Origin of the sequence: Roseburia inulinivorans DSM 16841 (genome assembly GCF_000174195.1) — a bacterium.
GTDB classification, from domain to species: domain Bacteria; phylum Bacillota; class Clostridia; order Lachnospirales; family Lachnospiraceae; genus Roseburia; species Roseburia inulinivorans.
The window spans coordinates 102893-123751 of the sequence record NZ_ACFY01000086.1; the positions used below are offsets into that span (position 1 = coordinate 102893).

At 42.4% G+C, this 20859-nt stretch carries 19 protein-coding genes and 1 pseudogene; 17 read left to right on the forward strand and 3 right to left on the reverse strand.

Annotated features, from left to right (window positions below):
- Nucleotides 1-15 precede the first annotated feature (15 nt).
- The 17 genes from ROSEINA2194_RS09095 (at nt 16) to ROSEINA2194_RS09170 (ending at nt 16123) form a co-directional block, all read left to right on the forward strand.
- Entirely contained in the window at nt 16-975 is a 960-nt protein-coding gene (locus ROSEINA2194_RS09095) for a DNA-directed RNA polymerase subunit alpha (RefSeq protein WP_007885977.1), read from the forward strand.
- A 239-nt stretch (nt 976-1214) separates the two neighbouring features.
- Nucleotides 1215-1751 (forward strand): bL17 family ribosomal protein, encoded by a 537-nt coding sequence (locus tag ROSEINA2194_RS09100; RefSeq protein WP_007885978.1) that lies wholly within the window; start codon nt 1215-1217, stop codon nt 1749-1751.
- 115 nt (nt 1752-1866) lie between these two features.
- Complete coding sequence (locus ROSEINA2194_RS09105) at nt 1867-2592, forward strand: response regulator transcription factor (protein ID WP_007885979.1); 726 nt, start codon at nt 1867-1869, stop codon at nt 2590-2592.
- Nucleotide 2593: 1 nt separating this feature from the next.
- Nucleotides 2594-3493 (forward strand): sensor histidine kinase, encoded by a 900-nt coding sequence (locus ROSEINA2194_RS09110; protein ID WP_044927536.1) that lies wholly within the window; start codon nt 2594-2596, stop codon nt 3491-3493.
- Between the two features lie 263 nt (nt 3494-3756).
- Nucleotides 3757-4422, forward strand: a complete 666-nt coding sequence (locus tag ROSEINA2194_RS09115; RefSeq protein WP_007885982.1) for an ABC transporter ATP-binding protein — start codon at nt 3757-3759, stop codon at nt 4420-4422.
- A gap of 50 nt (nt 4423-4472) precedes the next feature.
- Nucleotides 4473-4709 carry a hypothetical protein gene (locus ROSEINA2194_RS22015; protein WP_007885983.1) on the forward strand — a complete coding sequence of 79 codons (237 nt, stop codon included), beginning with the start codon at nt 4473-4475 and terminating at the stop codon, nt 4707-4709.
- A 95-nt stretch (nt 4710-4804) separates the two neighbouring features.
- On the forward strand, nt 4805-7117 hold the full coding sequence (locus ROSEINA2194_RS09120) for an ABC transporter permease (protein WP_007885984.1): 2313 nt from the start codon (nt 4805-4807) through the stop codon (nt 7115-7117).
- Nucleotides 7118-7338: 221 nt separating this feature from the next.
- The gene (locus ROSEINA2194_RS09125) at nt 7339-8403 is read left to right on the forward strand and encodes a DUF8462 domain-containing protein (protein WP_007885985.1); all 1065 of its coding nucleotides are present in this window, start codon (nt 7339-7341) and stop codon (nt 8401-8403) included.
- 582 nt (nt 8404-8985) lie between these two features.
- Nucleotides 8986-9672 (forward strand): response regulator transcription factor, encoded by a 687-nt coding sequence (locus tag ROSEINA2194_RS09130; RefSeq protein WP_007885987.1) that lies wholly within the window; start codon nt 8986-8988, stop codon nt 9670-9672.
- 19 nt (nt 9673-9691) lie between these two features.
- Complete coding sequence (locus tag ROSEINA2194_RS19720; RefSeq protein ID WP_007885988.1) at nt 9692-12280, forward strand: sensor histidine kinase; 2589 nt, start codon at nt 9692-9694, stop codon at nt 12278-12280.
- Between the two features lie 154 nt (nt 12281-12434).
- Complete coding sequence (locus tag ROSEINA2194_RS09140) at nt 12435-12968, forward strand: DNA-deoxyinosine glycosylase (RefSeq protein ID WP_007885989.1); 534 nt, start codon at nt 12435-12437, stop codon at nt 12966-12968.
- A 49-nt stretch (nt 12969-13017) separates the two neighbouring features.
- Nucleotides 13018-13638, forward strand: a complete 621-nt coding sequence (locus tag ROSEINA2194_RS09145; protein WP_007885990.1) for a DUF4317 family protein — start codon at nt 13018-13020, stop codon at nt 13636-13638.
- A gap of 14 nt (nt 13639-13652) precedes the next feature.
- Complete coding sequence (locus tag ROSEINA2194_RS09150) at nt 13653-13889, forward strand: putative Se/S carrier protein (RefSeq protein ID WP_007885991.1); 237 nt, start codon at nt 13653-13655, stop codon at nt 13887-13889.
- Between the two features lie 70 nt (nt 13890-13959).
- Entirely contained in the window at nt 13960-14349 is a 390-nt protein-coding gene (locus tag ROSEINA2194_RS09155; RefSeq protein ID WP_044927537.1) for a VOC family protein, read from the forward strand.
- A gap of 124 nt (nt 14350-14473) precedes the next feature.
- A complete protein-coding gene (locus tag ROSEINA2194_RS09160) occupies nt 14474-15055 on the forward strand; it encodes an ECF transporter S component (RefSeq protein WP_044927538.1) in 582 nt (193 codons plus the stop codon).
- Between the two features lie 124 nt (nt 15056-15179).
- A complete protein-coding gene (locus ROSEINA2194_RS09165) occupies nt 15180-15611 on the forward strand; it encodes a DUF4430 domain-containing protein (RefSeq protein ID WP_044927539.1) in 432 nt (143 codons plus the stop codon).
- Nucleotides 15611-16123 carry a hypothetical protein gene (locus ROSEINA2194_RS09170; RefSeq protein ID WP_007885997.1) on the forward strand — a complete coding sequence of 171 codons (513 nt, stop codon included), beginning with the start codon at nt 15611-15613 and terminating at the stop codon, nt 16121-16123. The genes ROSEINA2194_RS09165 and ROSEINA2194_RS09170 overlap by 1 nt, the downstream gene beginning before the upstream one ends.
- 80 nt (nt 16124-16203) lie before the next feature.
- Here the strand turns inward: ROSEINA2194_RS09170 and ROSEINA2194_RS09175 are convergent, their stop codons facing one another.
- The 3 genes and pseudogenes from ROSEINA2194_RS09175 to ROSEINA2194_RS09185 all read right to left on the reverse strand — a co-directional run bounded on the left by ROSEINA2194_RS09175 (nt 16204) and on the right by ROSEINA2194_RS09185 (nt 20767).
- Complete coding sequence (locus ROSEINA2194_RS09175; protein WP_007885998.1) at nt 16204-17616, reverse strand: sensor histidine kinase; 1413 nt, start codon at nt 17614-17616, stop codon at nt 16204-16206.
- Nucleotides 17617-18318 carry a response regulator gene (locus ROSEINA2194_RS09180; RefSeq protein ID WP_007885999.1) on the reverse strand — a complete coding sequence of 234 codons (702 nt, stop codon included), beginning with the start codon at nt 18316-18318 and terminating at the stop codon, nt 17617-17619.
- A 65-nt stretch (nt 18319-18383) separates the two neighbouring features.
- A pseudogene (locus ROSEINA2194_RS09185) lies at nt 18384-20767 on the reverse strand (endonuclease MutS2).
- Between the last annotated feature and the right edge of the window lie 92 nt (nt 20768-20859).

A 20859-nucleotide genomic window follows, 5' to 3' on the forward strand; every position in this document is an offset into this window, starting at 1 on the left:
AGGAGGGACTTTGTAGTGTTCGATTTTCAAAAACCTAAGATTGAAATCGCTGAAATTTCAGAAGACAAGAAGTACGGCCGGTTCGTTGTAGAACCATTGGAAAGAGGCTATGGTACAACTCTTGGTAATTCTTTGAGAAGAATTATGCTTTCTTCATTACCAGGTGCAGCTGTTAGCCAGGTTAAGATTGATGGTGTATTGCATGAATTCAGTTCAATTCCTGGAGTAAAGGAAGATGTTACTGAAATTATCATGAACATCAAAGAACTTGCAATCCGCAATAATAGTTCATCCGATGAACCAAAAGTTGCTTATATTGAATTCGAAGGTGAAGGCGTTGTAACTGCAGCTGATATCCAGGTTGACTCTGATATTCAGATTTTAAATCCAGATTTAGTAATCGCTAACTTAAATGGTGGTGCTGATTGTAAATTATACATGGAGCTTACTATCACAAAAGGCAGAGGTTATGTCAGCTCAGACAAAAATAAGACAGAAGATACTCCAATTGGCGTAATCGCAATTGATTCTATCTATACACCAGTAGAGAGAGTAAATCTTTCTATTGAAAATACCCGTGTCGGTCAGATCACTGACTACGACAAACTTACATTAGATGTTTATACAAACGGAACTCTTGAACCAGACGAAGCTGTAAGCTTGGCTGCAAAAGTTTTAAGTGAGCATTTAAATCTCTTCATCGACCTGTCAGAAGCTGCTCAGCAGGCTGACGTTATGATCGAGAAAGCTGACGATGCAAAAGAAAAAGTTCTTGAAATGAACATCGATGAACTGGAATTATCTGTTCGTTCTTTCAACTGCTTAAAGAGAGCAGGTATTAACACTGTTGAAGAATTAACAAACAGAACTCCAGAAGATATGATGAAAGTTCGTAACCTTGGACGTAAATCTTTAGAAGAAGTTTTAGCGAAGTTAAAAGAGTTAGGACTTCAGTTAAACCAGGGTGAAGAGTAAAACCTGCGGTTTTACTCCGATAAAGCACAGCGAAGTTGTGCACTTCTCTTTGAACTGCTAATGTTCAAAGGGTACCTTATGAAAAACGGGCAGAAATAGTAAGTCCAATGAGCATGTAGTATGTCCGTGTGAGGTGACAACACCCCACATTTTCATGAGTGGCAACTATATAAAAGGCATTCGGTAAGTAAGTCCAAAGAGCGTGGCCGGATGTACACCACAAATGGAGGAATTTAAAAATGGCAAAATATCGTAAATTAAGCAGAACATCAAGCCAGAGAAAAGCATTATTAAGAGGTCAGGTAACAGCATTATTAAACAACGGTAAAATCGTTACTACTGAAGCAAAAGCAAAAGAAGTACGTAAAATCGCTGAAGGTCTTATTGCAATGGCAGTAAGAGAAAAAGATAACTTCGAAGAAGTTACTGTAAAAGCTAAAGTTGCCCGCAAAGATGCTGAAGGCAAGAGAGTAAAAGAAGTAGTAGACGGTAAGAAAGTAACTGTTTATGATGAAGTAGAAAAGACAATCAAGAAAGATATGCCTTCCCGTCTTCACGCCAGAAGAGAAATGCTTAAAGTTCTTTACACTGTAACAGAAGTTCCAACAGCAGCTGCTGGAAAGAAGAAAAATACAAAAGAAGTTGATCTTACAGCAAAATTATTTGACGAGATCGCTCCTAAGTATGCAGATCGTAACGGTGGTTACACAAGAATCGTTAAGATCGGACAGCGTAAAGGTGACGGCGCTTTAGAAGTATTACTTGAGTTAGTTTAATTCATAGTATAGCTGTTTATAGCAGTTCAGATGATATAAAATCCCTGGAGTATGGAATATACTTTGGGGATTTTTTCGTGTATAATGAAAAAAACGACTGAAAGCAGAAGGAAGAATGCAGCAAATTTTAATTATAGAAGATGACAGAGCTTTGAATCAGGGCTTATGCAAGGCGTTAAAAACAGATAATAACAGCATGCAGGTGTGCAGCGGACTTTATGCATCAGCAACAGACAGGCAGATTGTCTCCTGTGAAAATTTAAAAGATGCGAAAGAACAACTGCTCTGTGGAATGCCAGCATTGATCCTGTTAGATATCAATCTGCCGGATGGAAGCGGATTGGATTTTTTACAGAGCATAAAGAGGGATTGCCCGGATTGCCCGGTTATTTTACTGACAGCAAATGATACCGACGGCGATATTGTAAATGGACTGGAGCTTGGAGCAGACGATTATATTACAAAACCATTTTCCTTGTCGGTACTGCGCGCAAGAGTGAATACACAGCTTCGAAAAGCGGCGGCAATGGGTGAAAAAGAAAAGGATAACGAACACGTTTACCGCAAAGAACCGTATGTGTTTGATTTTGACCGGATGAAATTCATGGTGGACGGTAAGGAGATCGAACTCAGTAAGACCGAGCAGAAGTTGTTGCGGATTCTTGTGGAAAATGTGGGCATGAATATGCGCAGAGAACTTTTACTGGATCGTGTCTGGAGCGATGGCGCAGAGTATGTGGATGAGAATGCACTATCGGTATCCATTAAGAGACTTCGGGATAAACTTGGAGCGGAGCATGCGATCAGGACAGTGTATGGAATTGGTTACAGGTGGGAGTGATATGTGGATATTCATAGTGTTTATCTGCGTGACAGTTACCGCAATTATTATTTTTGTAAATTACAGACGAACAAAGAAAACAATGGATACAATAGAAGAAATGCTGAATGTGGCAGTCAAGGGAGAATTTACAGAGGGACAATTCGACGAGACACGCATGTCGGCGTTGGAGACAAAATTTGCCCATTACTTAAGTGCATCTGCTCTGTCCGCACAAAATGTAGAGGCAGAGAAAGACAAAATAAAAGCATTGATTGCAGACATTTCCCATCAGACAAAAACGCCGATCGCAAATCTTCTCTTATATAGTGAGCTTTTACTTGAAGAGGAGCTTCCACAGCAGATTGAAGGAAATGTGTCTGCAATCCATGAACAGACGCAGAAACTAAAATTTCTGATCGAGTCGCTTGTGAAATTATCACGTCTGGAAAATGGAATTTTACAGCTTGTTCCTCGGATGGAAAAGCTACAGCCAATGTTAGAGCGAGCAGTATGGGAACTGAAACAGAAAGCAGAAGAAAAAGGATTACAGATAAGTTTACATAATACTGATGTTGAAGCTTATTTTGATCCGAAGTGGACAGGAGAAGCAATCGGTAATGTAATTGATAATGCGATTAAATACACAGAGCATGGGGAAATATCCGTTTCGGCTATTTCTTATGAAATGTTTGTGAGAATTGACATTGCAGATACCGGATGTGGTATCCGGGAAGAGGAGTTGCCGAAGATTTTTAGGAGGTTCTATCGATCAGAACTGGTAAAGGATGAAGAGGGCGTTGGAATCGGACTTTACCTGACCAGAGAAATTTTGCAGGAGCAGGGTGGCTATATCAAAGTGTCCTCTGTATACGGACAGGGAAGTAAGTTTTCCATTTATCTGCCTAAAAATAATTTTTGAAAAAATACATCAACTATACCGGAATCGCTGAAATATGTTTTTTAAATAGTAAATGGAATTCTTTCAATTCTGTAAGAATTTCATTTGCCGTGGAAAGAGTCTGGAAAGAATACTGTGTGATAATCTGTATGTAACAAAAAATGTTATATACAGATTTTTTTGCTTCGCAAAACAAAAAACAAGGAGGCTAAATCCTCTCCTCACTAGAAGAGCAAATTTTACTTCGTAAAATTGGATTTTGCTTCGCAAAACAAGGAGGATATATGGATATTTTAAAAGCATGTGGTTTAAGGAAAATATACGGAAGCGGAGAGACAGCCGTACATGCACTGGATGGTGTGGATCTTACGGTGGAGAAGGGCGAGTTTGTGGCAATTGTCGGCACAAGTGGAAGTGGAAAATCAACCCTTTTACATATGTTAGGCGGACTTGACCGACCGACAGAGGGAAAAGTGTTTGTGGATGGAAAAGACATTTTTGCATTGAAGGATGAGGAACTTACGATTTTCAGGAGAAGAAAGATCGGGTTTGTATTTCAGGCGTATAATCTGGTTCCGGTCTTGAATGTCTATGAAAATATCGTGCTGCCGATTGAACTGGACGGTGGAAAGATAGACCGGAAATTTATCGATAGCATTACAGAGACACTTGGATTGCAGCAGAGACTGGATGCACTTCCGGGGCAGCTCTCCGGCGGACAGCAGCAGAGGGTGGCGATCGCAAGGGCATTAGCTGCAGCACCGGCGATCATATTGGCGGATGAGCCGACCGGAAATCTGGACGGAAAGACCAGTCAGGATGTGCTAAGCCTTTTGAAAGTGACCAGCCGGAAATTCGCACAGACGATTGTGATGATCACACACAATGAGGAGATTGCGCAGCTTGCAGACCGTATTATTCGAATTGAGGACGGACGTATTATAAAGTAAAAGACACTGACAGGTACAGGACAGATTCGAATAGGAAACGGAGAAAAATTATGAAAGTAAAAAATCAGAAATGCATACGCAGACTAAGCTACAAATCGCTGTGGGCGACCAGAAAAAGAAATGTTATCGCAATCTTTGCGATTGCTCTTACCACGTTATTATTTACATCACTTTTCACAATTCTTATGTCGTTGAATGAGAGTTATGAAACTTACAATTTCAGACAGGTAGGCGGCTATTCGGACGGAACGTTCAAAGAACTGAGTGAGGAACAGGTGGAAAAATAGCAGCACATCCGGGAATCAGGGAAGCCGGAGAACGCATCACATGCGGATTCAACACCACAGGTGTTTTTGGAAAAGTTCCGGCAGAAGTCAGTTACATGGATAAAAACTGTACAAAATGGAGCTATGCGACACCGACGACAGGAAGAGAACCTGAGAAGAGCAATGAGATCGCAATGGACACGGTTGCATTAAAACTGCTCGGGGTGACACCGGAGCTGGGAGCAAAGGTTACGATAGAGTATCAGGCTGGAGATAAAACGAATGGGGGATTTCAGGAGACAGATACGTTTATCCTGTCAGGATACTGGGAATATGATGATCTGATGCCGGTTCATTATATCAATGTATCAAAAGATTACGTGAAGTCACTGGAAGAAAAGTGGATGGCATCAGGAGAGAAAGCTTTCCGGAGAGACCTGAATGTCATGCTGCCTTCAAAATTAAATATTGAACAACAGATGCAGAAAATCGACACAGACTTAGGATATGACTGGAATACGAGAGATCAGGAGAACAGTGCCCGTATTGGAGTCAACTGGGGTCTTACTGCTTCACAGCTAAATGCAGGGATGGATCCGGAACTTCTTGCTGCGATCGCAGCATTTCTGCTTCTTGTGATTTTTACCGGATATCTGATCATTTATAATATTTTTCAGATTTCAGTTACCGGAGATATCCGGTTTTACGGGCTGCTTAAGACAATCGGAACAACGCCGCGGCAGTTAAAAAGAATAATCAGACAGCAGGCATTCCTTTTATGTGTGGGTGGCATTCCGGTCGGACTTCTTCTGGGATATGGAATCGGGGCATGGCTGACACCTATTGTTTTGAAGGGCACAACAGTTGTGGGAACACATGTAACGATCAGCAGTTCCCCGGTTATTTTTGCCGGCTCAGCGATCTTTGCAGTGATCACTGTTTTCCTCTCCTGTACAAAGCCCGGAAAAATGGCAGCAAAAGTTTCTCCGGTGGAAGCAACAAAATATACAGAGTGTGTCAGTGTGAAGAAAAAGCGCCGCAGCTCGCATGGAGCAAAGGTTTATCAGATGGCATTTGCCAATCTGGGAAGAAACAAAAAGAAAACAGTTCTTGTTGTGATATCCCTGGCACTTTCGGTGACACTTTTGAATGTACTCTGTTCTTTTGTGGGTGGTTTTGATACGGAAAAATACATTTCACAACAAACCTGTGCCGATTTTATCGTGAGCAGCACAGATTATTTCCGCTACAATGATGCAGATGAATATATTTCAGAAGAAACAATTGCAGAAATTCAGGAAAATACGAGTGAGACGGTCAGCGGCAGCGGCTATACGACAGATATGACCACAATGGTATGGATGGATACAGAGCAATATAAGAAAATGGCAGTACCGTATCTTGGCGAAGAAAAGCTGGAAGAAGAACTGGAGTATTATGAAAAAAGAGGCAGTGAGATAAAGACGCCAACGATACTGGAAGGTCTGGATGAGACACTCTTTGAAAAAGTGACGGTATTGGATGGAGAACTGGATCCTTTGTTTGATGAGAATACACATGCAATTGCGATCCGTGTCCACACAGATGATTATGGCAATGTGGAAAATGTAGAACGTTATCCCAAAATAGGGGATACGCTCACCATGGTTTACCAGAATATGTATTGGATTGACACCAGGACAGGTAAACCTGCTGATCCTGCGACAACGCCGGAAGAGTATGTGGAGATCCGTGAGGAAGAACCAAGGGAAGTGGACTATACCGTGTGCGCACTTGTGAAAGTTCCATATGCCATGACATTCCGCTATAGCGGATTAGGATATGACACAATACTTCCGGCAGAACGGATGAGGGAGGACTGCGGTGCAGAGCTGATCCGGAAATTCTATCTGTTTGATACTCCGGATATGGAAGCGGAAAATGCAGCGGAGCGTTATCTTGCGGAACTTACGGCAGGAGATACTTCTGTTCTGATGTATGAGAGCAAAGCTTCTATCCGAAGTGAATTTGAACAGTTTCAGAAAATGTTTTTCCTTCTGGGCGGTGTTTTGTGTGCGATCATCGGGCTGGTTGGCATTTTAAATTTCTTCAATGCGATTATGACCGGAATCCTTGCAAGAAAAAGAGAGTTTGCAGTGCTACAGTCGGTTGGAATGACAAACCGCCAGTTAAAGCAGATGCTTGTGCAGGAAGGGCTGTTTTACACTGCCGGTTCTGTAGTGGTGGCGTTTCTTCTGTCTTTGGTCTGCGGACCATTATCAGGAGACATGATGGAGAAGATGTTCTGGTTTTGCACTTATCATTTCACAATCCTTCCGGTTATTGCGATGCTTCCGGTGTTTGCAGTGCTCGGCTGCCTGATCCCTGCGGTACTTTATCAGGCGGGAAGCAGACAGAGTATTGTGGAACGGCTGCGGGAGGCAGAGTAAAGAAAATGAAAATTTTGGAAGATATTGGCATTAGATATGCTGGTATCTTCTTTTTTATATAAAAGAAATTATTGCTAAAAAGTATAAAAAGGTATAAAATAAATACAAAAGTATAAAAACATATAAAAAAGTATAAAACAATAGAAAAAGTATAAAAAACTATAAAATGTTACAAAAAGTATAAAGAACTATAAACGGCAAAAAATATTGTGAGGTGACTTATGCAGAATCCATTTACAACAACATTTAGCAAAACTCCGGAATATACCTATATACACACAGAAAAAACAGAAGAGATATTAGAAAATTTTGTATATGAAAATCCATCAGAGTCGGTATATAAAATAACAGGCGTCAGAGGTTCCGGGAAAACAGTGATACTTGCGAAGGTGGAAGAAGAATTGAAGAATAATGAAAACAGGTATATAAACTGGCTTGTTTTTGATGTGAATCCAACAAGGGATATCCTCGAACAGATAGCGGCAATGTTAGTCAAAGCCGGTTTCGGTTCAGAAGAGAAAAAAACAACTGGAATCAATATTTCAGCAACAGTGCTGGGCTCTGGCGGTGGAATAGGATATACAGCGGACAAGAGTAATCATTTCTTTGACATTGGTGTAGAGGTTGAAGAAATGATACAGAATGTCCAGAAGAAGGGAAAAAAGATATTAATAGGAATTGATGAAGCATCAAAATCAGAAGAGATGATAAAGTTTGCATCAGAATATGGAAGATGGCTTCGTGCGGGATATCCGGTTTATTTTGTATGCACTGGTTTATATGAAAATATTCAGGAACTTTGCAATGTCAAAAACCTTACCTTTTTCAGAAGAGCGACGACAGTGAAGACAGAACCTCTGAATATGATAAGAATGACCGAGATGTACAGGAGCAAATTAAACATTGATGTCAGTCAGGCAAGAGAGCTGGCGAAGATTACAAAGGGATATGCCTACGCTTTTCAGGAATTAGGAGTGCTGTGTTTTAAGAAAAAAGAGAATGAGACACTGGAAGATATCCTTTCAAAGTTAAAGTCAGAATTATTTGCATATTCCTATGAAAAAATATGGGAAGAGATGACGGAAATGGATCGATTTCTGGCTGGATTGCTGACAGAAAAGGAAGAATATAAGCGTGATGAAATACTGAAGCTTATGGGTGAAAAAGCAGGCAGTTATTCAATGTACAGGGATCGTCTGATAAAAAGAGGAATATTGAATAACCGACAGGGATATGTCTCACTTGCGCTGCCGTATTTTGCAGATTATATCAAGGAATACTGCTGATAAAACCAGAAACAAATGAAATAAATAGAGATTAGCAAAACAGGCAGCCCCAATGTTCATTACGAACATCGGGGCTGCCTGTTTTTTATACAATAGAGAATATTTTTAATATCCCATTATATAAATCATGATATAGCTGAAAATCTGAAATAGAATTAGCAACCAAATTTAAAATATTTGCAGATCAGATTAAATAATTCAGCGCAATTAGTTGTAAAACACATAGTGACGACCTCCTTATTTTTATTTTTTTGATAACGCATAAAGAGTTATCGTTTGTCCTTCAGACAGTTCCAAACCGGTATTCAACTTCGGGGAGAAGCTGGGAACCAATGCTTGAATATTACAAACATATTTCTTAAGGACAAATAAATTGTAACAAGTTTGTAACAAATAGACAATAGGAGGAGATTGGCAATGCTTCCAAAGCATGGAAGAGAGGAAAAAAGCGAAAGAACTTCATCAAATCTTAATGTTTTACCTCATTGGAAGTTCATAAAGAATCCTTTACAATAAGTACATGATCATAAATGGAATGATTCAGTTACGCACTGAGAACATTCGAATCCGGAGGAGAAGAAAATGTACCGTATATTAGTATGTGATGATGAAAAAGATATTGTTTCCGCATTGAAAATATATCTGATGGCAGACGGTTATCAGGTTTTTGAGGCTTACAACGGCAGAGAGGCGTTGGAAATTTTAAAGAAGGAAGATATTCATCTTGTTCTTATGGACATTATGATGCCGGAGATGGATGGCATCACAGCAATGTTGAAAATCCGTGAAGTCAGCAATGTTCCGGTGATTTTGCTCACCGCCAAAAGCGAGGACACCGATAAGGTGCTCGGACTTACCGTGGGAGCAGACGATTATGTGACAAAACCGTTTAATACGGTGGAACTGCAGGCGCGCGTAAAATCCCAGCTCAGGCGTTACATGAAACTGGGAGGCGGCACGGTCAGACCGGACACGATCGTGATCGGCGGGATCGAACTGAATGATGTCACGAAGGAAGTGACACTTGATGGGGATAAAGTGCAGCTGACAAGAACCGAGTATGATATTTTAAAACTTCTGATGCAGCATCCGGGACAGGTTTTTTCGCCAAATGAAATCTATGAGAAAGTGTGGAATGATAATCCTTTTCGGAATGAGAATACGGTAGCGGTACATATCAGACACCTGAGGGAAAAAGTGGAGTATAATCCAGCGGAACCAAGACACTTAAAAGTTGTCTGGGGGAGAGGCTATAAAATGGAAGTGTAAGTGAGAAAGGACAGTCGATATGAAACAGTTGAAACAATCGCCCGTGGCAAAAATCATTGCGTGGATTTTGATCACAGTATCAGCACTGATGCTGTTGGCAGGCACAGCCGGGGCATATGCCATCAGTGAACTTGGGTTTTATACAAGAAGTGTAGAAGACATCCGGGAGAAGCAGTTTGAACGGATTGCCGGAAAGTACTCTGCGAGAGTGCTGCTGAATCTGAATAACACGGAAAATGAAACCTATTTTAAGGATACCAACTTCCGGTATGGAGTTGTGGAAGCGTCCAATTACGAGGAATTGGAAAAACTGGATCTGAATCAGCAGAGCACCTATGTGCAGTCGAATTTTGATGAGAAAGTAAGTCTCGACAATCTTCATCTTTTTCAGTGTAATATGAATGCTGACACATCGATTTATGTGGACAACTCTGTGCTTGGCGGGTATTACATTACGCACAGTACCAGAGAGTACAGAAATAAATATATCAATGAATATGTGTATGATACAGATAGCGGTATTTTTTATTATCAGGTGTCAGATGTGTCAGCTGCACAGATTTCAGAAGAAGGAGAAACTGCAGCTGAAATATGGTATTTCCCGGTGTCAGAAGTGAAAGTGACACTGGTGGATGACAGTACCGGAGAGACGACAGACTATGCGTATGTATACAATACGGCAGATAAAGAGTATGAGGCACTGCAGCAGGGGATGTCAGAAGGTGACGGTCAGGCGGTACTTTGTATTACCATCCAGAATGCAAAGGGTGCAGATGAAAATGATCTGCGCAATGTAAAAAATATTCTGGAAAATGCACCGTTGACGTTTTGGAAGCTGACTGCGACCACCTATTCTTATGGAACATCAGACTGGACGGCAGAGATGCGTTATCCATATACGCAGGAACAGCAGACAGAGCAGGTCACAGTGTCAGAGACAGTCGTGAGTGCACCGACAACGGTTACATCGCAGCCGGTAGAGCTTTCCTATGTCGGAGGGCTGCCGGATGATATGATAAAAAACCGTACCGATTATGATTCCACCGAGGCAGATTTCCTTTCCACTGTTCAGGGCAGTGATGCAGGAACCGATTACTATGTATTATCTGTGATTCCGGATGCGGATAGTCTTGTAAAAAAAGAGGGTGTCGGAGTCTGGGGCAGCGATTATTTTGTCCAGATCAATGAGATTGTGAATCTGGCGGATCATATGAAATACAGTGTATATGTGATCCTTGCACTCAGTCTGACGGTGTTTGTGGCAAGCTTTGTCTATCTGGTAAGTGCAGCAGGGCATAAAAAAGATCAGGAACAGGTGCAGGGAAGTTTTCTTTGCAAAGTACCGGTCGATGTGTTTACTGTCATATTTTTAGCAGCAGAATCAAGTCTGGCAGTGGGCATTTCATTGCTTGGCAATGCCGGAAGTCCTGACAACTATGTTTTTTATGCGGCGGCAATGCTTTTTCTGCTTTTATGTGGCGGATGGCTGGCACTTGGGTATCTTATGGATTTTGCAGTGCGTATCAAGCTTGGAAAGTGGTGGAGAAATACACTCATCTATAAAGTGCTCCGTTCGATCTACCGTGGCTGGAACAAAGTGGGCGAGAATAAGTCCATCCTGTGGAAAGGGCTTGCGATTTTTCTTGGCGTAAACTTTTTGGAAGTTCTGATCTTTGTTGTGTTTGGTGTTGATTATTCTAAAATCATGATCGTCTGGTTTGCAGAGAAAGCCGTGATTCTGTTTGCGGGCGGAGAAATCTTAATTCAGATGAAGAGACTTCAGGAAGGCGGAAAACATATCGCGGAGGGCGATATGGATTATCAGATTAATACGGAGCATATGCTTCCGGCACTAAAAGAACATGCGGCAGATTTAAACCGCATCAATGAGGGTGTTTCCAAAGCGGTGAACGAAAAAATGAAAAGCGAACGCTTCAAGACAGAATTAATTACCAATGTCTCGCACGACATTAAGACACCGCTTACTTCCATTATCAACTATGTGGATTTACTGGAAAAAGAAGAGATCCCAAATGAGAATGCAAAGGAATATTTAGAGGTTTTGGAACGGCAGTCCGCCCGCCTGAAAAAGTTGATCGAAGATTTAATAGAGGCATCCAAAGCGTCAAGTGGAAGCCTTTCCGTGAATCTGGAAAAACTGGAGGCAGGAGTGTTCCTTGTGCAGACTGTAGGGGAATTTAAGGAGAAGACCGAGAAGAACAAATTAGATCTTCAGATCAAAAAGCCGGAAGAACCGATTTATATTATGGCGGATGGCAGACATTTCTGGCGTGTTATTGATAATCTGATGAACAACATTTGCAAATATGCACAGCCGGAGACAAGAGTTTATATCAATTTAGAGCAGACCGGAGAGAAAGTGCAGATTACGTTCCGAAACACTTCCAGATATCCGCTGAACATTTCCAGTGAGGAGCTGATGGAGCGATTTGTCCGTGGAGACAGTTCCAGAAACACAGAAGGAAATGGTCTGGGCTTGTCGATCGCAGGAAGCCTGATGGAACTTATGCATGGAAAAATGCAGCTTTTCGTGGACGGAGATTTATTCAAAGTCGTTCTCGAATTTGACCGGTGCGAAGCTTCATAAAAGTTGAATGTGGACAGTAAGAACAGTCTTAACATAAAAAATGTGAGGACTGTTCTTTTTGTTTATAAAGAAGTAATTTTATGCTAAAATAGGTGCCAAGACGAAAGAGATGGATAAGAACGTCTTTTCTATTATGGAATTGTAGGAATTTGGCATGAAACAGCAAAATCAGAAATTAACACATGTAAAACATGAATTTGATCCTATTTTTGATGAAAATTCAGAGATATTGATTCTCGGTACACTTCCTTCCGTGAAGTCGAGAGAGCAGAATTTTTATTATGGACATCCGCAGAACCGTTTCTGGAAAGTCATTGCGGCACTTTTTTGTGAGCCTGTGCCGGAGAGAATCCCAGAGAAAAAGGATTTGCTGTTAAAACATCATATTGCGCTGTGGGATGTGATCGCAGAGTGCGATATTGCAGGTTCTTCCGACAGTTCCATCAAAAATGTTGTTCCGGCGGAGCTGTCTGTGATCCTTGACCATGCGCCGATCAGGACAATCTATGCCAATGGTGCGAAAGCATATGACCTGTATCAAAAGTATACTTATCCGGTCACTGGCAGGGACATCCGAAAACTTCCCTCCACAAGTCCGGCGAATGCGGTGTTCCAGATGGAGAGGCTGCTTGGGGCGTGGCAGGAGATTTTGGAAAAACACGATACTGACTCGGTAAGTGAAAAATAATTGCGTCACAATTGGCTGCAGATATTAAGATATAAATGGAGATATTATCATGCACATCGACAGAGAAGATATGCTGGAACTGACCAGAAGAATGACGATAGCAAGAAACTGTTTTAACCGTGTAGCGGGTGCTTATATGGATGAGGAAGGATTCATTGACGGCTCGTTCAACACCCATTTTTTAAAGCTGTCTCCAGCAGACAAAGAGAAACAGCTTGCAATCGCCAAGACAATCCCATATGCAAAAACCAATGAGCAGTTGAAAAACTTTAGGATTGACAGCAGACAGAAGAAACCGGGAAGTATCTGGCATCTGCTGACCGCATTGAGGGACTGCGAGCTGAAAAACGATGCACTGTTGTATTCATTGTATGAATATATCGGGGAACGCTATGTTGTGGATAAACCTTACACAATCGAGGTTTTTTGTGGAAACTATGATGTTCCGGTAAAAGGCGCAGACAAGGAGAGCCAGTGGGAATCGGAGGAGGTTTATCGTTTTCTGGTCGTGGCGGTCTGTCCGACGGTAGGCGAATATGAGGCGGGCATGCCACAGGCAGGTTTTTTATTCCCTGCTTTTGCGAACAGAAGTACGGATCTGGAAGGCGTTAATATTTTTGCTGAAGATGGGGCGTGTGAAAAACTGGCAGGAGTGCTGGGACTGATCTGACGAAAGGAGTGTCTATGCGTACAAAACAAAATTATCATCTACTCACATTTCATACCACGACAGCTGCAATGGCGATGGAAGATTACTGTCATGAGCATGGGATACCGGGAAGGATGATCCCGCTGCCGCAGGAGATCTCCGCAGGGTGCGGACTTGCGTGGCGCATGCGCCCGGAGGAGTATGCGCAGGAAAAAGACAGAATCGAGGAATCCGGCGTCAGAATAGAGCGTCATGTGGAACTGGTGTTATAATAAGAAATAGTAAGAAAAATGCGGATATCTGTTTTGAGACGAAAAATAATGAGTGAAGGAGAATAAAAGAATGTTAATTCAGGGAATCCATCATGTGTGCATCAAATGCAGAAAAGACGAAATTGAAAAGGTGAAACATTTTTACGGAGAGCTGCTCGGACTGCCGATCCTTCGTTCCTGGGGAGAAACGGAGCTGGAAGGATTTATGTTTGAGACTGGCGATGGTCTGGTGGAAGTATTCACCAACGCGGAGAATGGCCTGCCACAGGGCAGTATCAGACATTTTGCCTTCAAAACAAACGATGTGGATCAATGTGTGAAAATTGTCCGTGAAAGTGGATATCAGATCACCGTGGAGCCCAAAGACGTGGTGATCGCTTCAAATCCGCCATTCCCAATCCGTGTTGCTTTTTGCATCGGACCGGTTGGCGAGGAGATCGAGTTTTTTCAGGAAAAGTAATCTGGTATGCTCAAAACAAACAAAACTGGCTATATACACAAAACCAATTTTGCGTAAGATATGGGGTAAGGATCAGGCAGGTTGAGTGACTGATCTGAAAAACTTACAAGAGGAGAACCTTATTATGAGAAATGAAAAAGTTTACAAACTTACCCTGACAGCCTTGATGGCTGCATTATCCTATGTCGTATTTACGTTTTTGCAGATTAAGATCGCACTTCCGGGTGGCGATGCAACATCATTACATCTTGGAAATGCGGTATGCGTATTAGGTGCATTACTGCTTGGCGGTGTATATGGCGGTCTTGGCGGTGCAATCGGAATGACGATCGGCGATCTGCTTGATCCGGTTTATATTATTTACGCACCAAAGACTTTTCTTTTAAAATTCTGTATCGGTCTTATCACCGGGCTGGTTGCACACAAATTGGGAAAAATTTCCACATCCAATGATACGAAACATGTATTTAAATGGACATTGATCGCTTCTATCTGTGGAATGGTTTTCAATATGATTTTTGATCCGCTTGTCGGTTATTTCTACAAGAGAGTCATTATTGGAAAGCCGGCGGCAGAAGTGACACTTGCATGGAACATTACGGCAACCAGTATCAATGCAGTGCTTTCTGTGATCGCTGCCGTTGCGATTTATATGGCTCTTCGCCCGGCATTGCGCAAGTCAGGTTTATTTATGACGATCAAATAAGAAAAAAGCGGGTTACTTTTCATTCAGCAGTAAAAAGAATGCCGTGCAGAAAGTATGAGTTTGTCATTGAAAATAATATATGCTAACATATAGCCTGTTAAAAATGAAAAGGGAGAAAACTATTATGAAATTAACAGGCAAAAAAATGAAATCAATGTTCCTTTGCATGGTGCTGGCTGTGGCTATGGCATTTACTGTAGCAGGATGCGGCAGCAAGACAGAGAGTATCGAGACTGCAGAGGCACAGGAAATCGTATTAGGCGATGGAAGTGTCAAAATTACAGTTATTGTAGTGGATGCAGATGGAAACGAGACAAACTTTGTGGTCAGCACAGATAAAGAAACAGTCGGTGACGCTTTGTTAGAGCTGAATCTGATCGAAGGAGATGACAGCGAGTACGGTCTTTATGTAAAGACTGTAAACGGAATCACTGCAGATTATGATACAGACGGAACTTACTGGGCATTCTATGTAAATGGAGAGTATGCAAGCACAGGTGTGGATTCCACTCCGGTGAACGAAGGCGATACCTACGAGTTTAAGGTAGAAAAATAATGAAACTGAAAACAAGGGAAGTGGCAATATTCGGTATGCTTGGTGCTTTGATGTATGCATCAAAAGTATTTATGGAATTACTGCCGAATGTGCATTTGCTTGGAGTTTTTACAATTTCTTTTACACTTGTTTATCGGAAAAAGGCACTGTATCCGATTTACACGTATGTATTACTGAATGGATTGTTTACGGGATTTGCGACATGGTGGATACCGTATCTGTATCTCTGGACAATTCTGTGGGGCGTGACCATGCTGCTTCCACGAAAAATTCCGAAGAAGATACAGCCAATTGTGTATATGGTAGTAAATGCATGTCACGGATTTTTGTTTGGAACACTTTATGCCCCAGCGCAGGTAATTCTTTTTGGACTGAGTTTTAAGGGGATGATCGCCTGGATCATTGCAGGATTGCCGTGGGATTTTGTGCACGGTGTCAGCAATTTCTTCTGTGGAATATTGATTGTTCCGATCGTGACACTGCTGCGGAAGTTAGAGAAACAAGTGGGATGAGAAGCGTATAGAATCATTGTGGATATTTTCAGAAACGAAAAGCGGAAGCTGTCTTAAAACACAGCTTCCGCTTTTCGTTTTTATTCTTTATCTTTGGCGATCGGCAGAGTGAAAATAAACTCTGTGCCAACGCCCTCTGTACTGATACAGTTGATATTTTCTCCATGAGCCTGAATGATTTCTTTTACAATGGAAAGTCCAAGACCGGTGCCGCGCTTGTCTTTTCCACGGGACAGGTCGGTTTTGTAAAATCTTTCCCAGATTTTTTTCAGGCTGTCTTTTGGAATACCGATTCCGGTATCCTTGACAGAGACAAATACTTTGTCGTTCTTCTCGGTTGTCTCAATCGTAATCGTGGAATCCTGATGACTGAACTTGATCGCATTGTCGATCAGATTGTATAGCACCTGTTGGATTTTGCTGAAATCAGCAGTGACAAACAACTGCTCACCGGAGAGAATCAGGTTGAAGCGGATATGTTTGTTGGCACAGATTCCCTCAAAAGTCAGGAGCGTTGTCTTGATCGTCTGGTTGATATCAAAATCCGTCACATCCAGCATAACACCATGAGAACCAAATTTATTTAATTCCAGAAGACTTTTTGTCAGCTTATTTAACCGCTCTGTCTCAAAAAGGATGATATTTAAATATTTTTCCTGCATTTCGACCGGGATAGTTCCGTCTAACATCGCTTCCACATATCCCTTGATCGAGGTGAGCGGGGAGCGGAAATCGTGTGAGACATTGGAGATAAACTTTCTCTGATCTTCCTCTAACGTGTTCAACTCATTCGCCATATAGTTTAAGGATGCGGCGAGATAACCAATCTCATCATTGGAGTGCACGTCGATCTTGGCATCAAAATTTCCTTTGGAATATTCGTCTGCCGCATGGGTGATCTTGCGGATCGGAATATAAACTACATATGTAAATAATGCAAGTACGACAAACGCTGCGGCAAAGATCAGAGCCAGTGTTGTGTATGCGATCGCGGACAGACTGTTTGCAGATGCGGTCAGATACGATTCTGATTTGTGGATGATCACATAGCCGCGCACTTTGTAGTTGACAGTGATCGGGGAAAATACACTCAGCATATTTTCCTGAAAATAATCGTAAAAAGTCCCGACACGATAATAGCGGTTGCCGAAGTCTGTCATATCAAAGTCTGGAATCGTTTCTTCTGTAGTCTCTGTGGCAGCAGTATTGATCAGAATCTTTCCGTGTGTATCCACGATCCAGATATCTGCGTTCAGATAAGTGTCCAGGGCACTGAGCTGCTCGTTGATCTCATCTAACGTCATGGAATTGCTGAAATAATTCTGCGCATAACTGGATGAGATCAGGGCAGATTCCCGGTATAAATTCTGAGCCTCTTTTTTTTCAAGGTGCTGGAAGGTGAGGTGGTAAGTGAAGGTCGCAATGATGAGAAAACCAAGCAGGCCAAAAAGCAGATAACCACCTAAAAGCTTTAAGTATAATGTACGTTTCATTTAATCTCTGACCTCAAATTTGTATCCAATTCCCCATACCGTAGCAAGGCTCCAGTTCGCATGGTCTTTAATCTTTTCACGGAGACGTTTTACATGGACATCCACCGTTCTTGTATCACCGATGTATTCATAGCCCCAGATATGGTCTAAGAGCTGTTCTCTGGTGAAAACCTGATTTGGAGAGGAAGCAAGGAAATATAAAAGTTCCAGTTCCTTTGGCGGCATATCCACTGCCTGCCCCATATAAATGACGGAGTAATTCGAAAGATTGATGACCAGATCTTCATATTTGACACATTTCAGATCCGGAATCACTTCCTCGGTTTTCACTGGCTGATAACGTCTTAACACGGCTTTGACGCGGGCAACAAGTTCCTTAGAATCAAAAGGTTTCATCATATAATCATCCGCACCGAGTTCAAGACCTAACACTTTGTCAAAAATTTCACCTTTTGCGGAGAGCATAATGATCGGAACATTTGCTTTTGCACGCACTTCGCGGCACACCTGATATCCGTCGATTCCAGGTAACATCAGATCGAGCAAAATGAGGTTTGGATTGTACTGCTCGAATGCGGTCAGTGCTTCCTCTCCATCATTTACAATCTTTGTGTCAAAGCACTCCTTTGTGAGATAAAGGGAAATCAGCTCTGCAATATTATTATCATCATCAACAATTAAAATTTTCTGTTTCGCTGCCATATATCCTCCTTGTTTGCGAAGCAAATCCGAACACCTCTGTGTGAGGAGAGGATTTAGCCTCCTTGTTATTTAAATTCGGCAATTGTTACACCCGCATCGCCCTCGCCGTATTCGCCAAGGTGATAGGACTTCACATGTTTCTGGCGTTTCAGATAAGTGTGCACGGCATTCCGCAGTGCACCGGTTCCTTTTCCATGTACGATGCGCACGGAGCCTAAATGGGAAAGATAAGCGTCATCGAGATATTTATCCAGTAAAGCAATCGCCTCATCTGTGGTTTTTCCGATGAGGTTGATCTCCGGGGAGATCGTTGCGGATTTGCTCATGCGGATTTTTCCGGCTCCGGTTTTGTTTGCTTTGGCACCGGACATCATCGGGGAATCCTCGTCGATCAGGATCAGGTCATTGATATTGACCAGAGAGCGTAAAATTCCCATCTGGACGTAAAGGTCGCCTTTCGCATTCGGAAGTGTGTGCACGGTTCCTTTTAAATTCATGCTGATCACTTTTACAGTGTCGCCAATCTGAAGTTTTTTCGGGACTTTGTGGTTTGGAACAGCATTTTTCTTCTGGTCGGCAAGCTTTTTCTGGCTCGCATTCATCTTGTCACGAAGTCGGGTACGCTCTTTTTCCATCTCGCTCATTGGAGCATTTGCTTTGCCATATTTGTTAAAGTTGCGGATTGTCTCATCTGCCACGTCTTTGGCTTCTTTTAAGATGCGGAACGCTTCCTCGTTTGCATCGCGCAGTATCTTGTCGCGGCTTGCATCCAATTTTTCCTGCTTTTGCTCGAGACGCTCTTTTAAGGACTGGATTTCCTGTTTATAGCGGTTGATCTCAGCCTGTTCTTTTTCGATGGTCACACGGCTTTTTTCGAGATCGGCAAGAAGATCTTCGAAGTTTTCATCGTTTTCACTGATGCGGGTTTTGGCATCTTCGATGAGGTCTTTGCTAAGACCAAGTTTTTCCGAAATCGCAAAGGCATTACTTTTTCCCGGAATACCGATTAAAAGCCGGTAAGTCGGGCTTAAAGTCTCGACGTTAAATTCGCAGCAGGCATTTTCCACATCCGGGGTTGAAAGTGCAAACACTTTCAATTCACTGTAGTGAGTGGTTGCCATGGTACGGGCACCGTACAGGTGCAGTCTGGATAAAATGGAGATTGCAAGTGCAGCACCTTCCGTCGGGTCGGTTCCGGCACAAAGCTCGTCAAAGAGAACGAGCGAACGGTCATTGACCTTTTTCAAAATGCGGATGATATTGGTCATGTGGGATGAAAAAGTACTTAAACTCTGTTCGATACTCTGCTCATCGCCGATATCTGCAAATACTTCCTCAAATATACCAAGCTCCGACCGCTCAGAAGCCGGAATATGAAGACCGGACTGTCCCATTAAAGTAAGCAGTCCGACAGTCTTTAAAGAAACTGTTTTACCACCGGTGTTTGGACCGGTTACGATCAAAAGCTTGAAATCTCTGCCGAGCATGACATCGATCGGAACCACTTTTTTCTTATCGAGCAGTGGGTGGCGTCCTTTCTTAATATGAAGATATCCCTCATTATTAAACGTCGGTGCAACACCGTTGTAGGTCTGCGCATAAGCAGCTTTTGCAAAAATAAAATCAAGTTCTGCCAAAATTGTATAATCGGCAGCAATCTGTTCAGAAAAATTAGCAGTCAGCCTGCTCAGGTTTTCTAAGATTTTTTCGATTTCGTCTTTTCTTTTAACAGAAGTTCTTTGTATTCGTTATTCAGATTCACGACCGCCATCGGTTCAATGAAAAGGGTGGAACCGGATGAGGACTGGTCATGTACCATGCCGGGAATCTGGGATTTTGCCTCGGCTTTGACTGGCAGACAGTAGCGTCCGTCGCGCATGGTGATCACAGCGTCCTGCAAATAGCTTCTGGTTGTGCTGTTGTTGATCATGTTGTTCATCTGGGCGCGAATCCTGTCGTTCATGCCGCGCATGGAACGGCGGATGGAACGCAGTGTGCTGCTTGCGTCGTCGGCAATCTCGTCCTCTGCGAGAATGCAGCGCTTAATCTCGTCATAGAGCGGTGTCAGCGGTTCGATTTCGGTGAAAAATCCGGTCAGTGAATCGTCCGGGACTTCCTCTTTTTCTGAGCGGGAAAATGCTTTTACACGCTTGGCAGCCTCTAAGAGAGAACAGATCGAAAGCAGTTCTGCGGCACTTAAGGAGGCACCGATCTCTAAACGTTTCAGCGAGTCATTGACACTGTGCACGCCGGAAAATGAGAGGTTTCCACAACGGAACAGACGGCTTAATGCATCCTTCGTCTGGAGCTGAAGCTGCTCAATCTGGGCTTTGTCTGTGATGGGACGCAGTGCAAGACAGCGTTTTTTTGCTTCCGGACTGCATGCGTATTCAGACAGCTGATTTAAAATTTTATTATATTCTAAGGTTTTTAAAACTTTTTCATTCATAAAACAAAAGTACTCCATCATCGTTTTAGCTGATCAGTTTTTATTATAGACCAAAGTGAAGCTGATGAAAAGAAGAGTTTGGCAGGAATTGC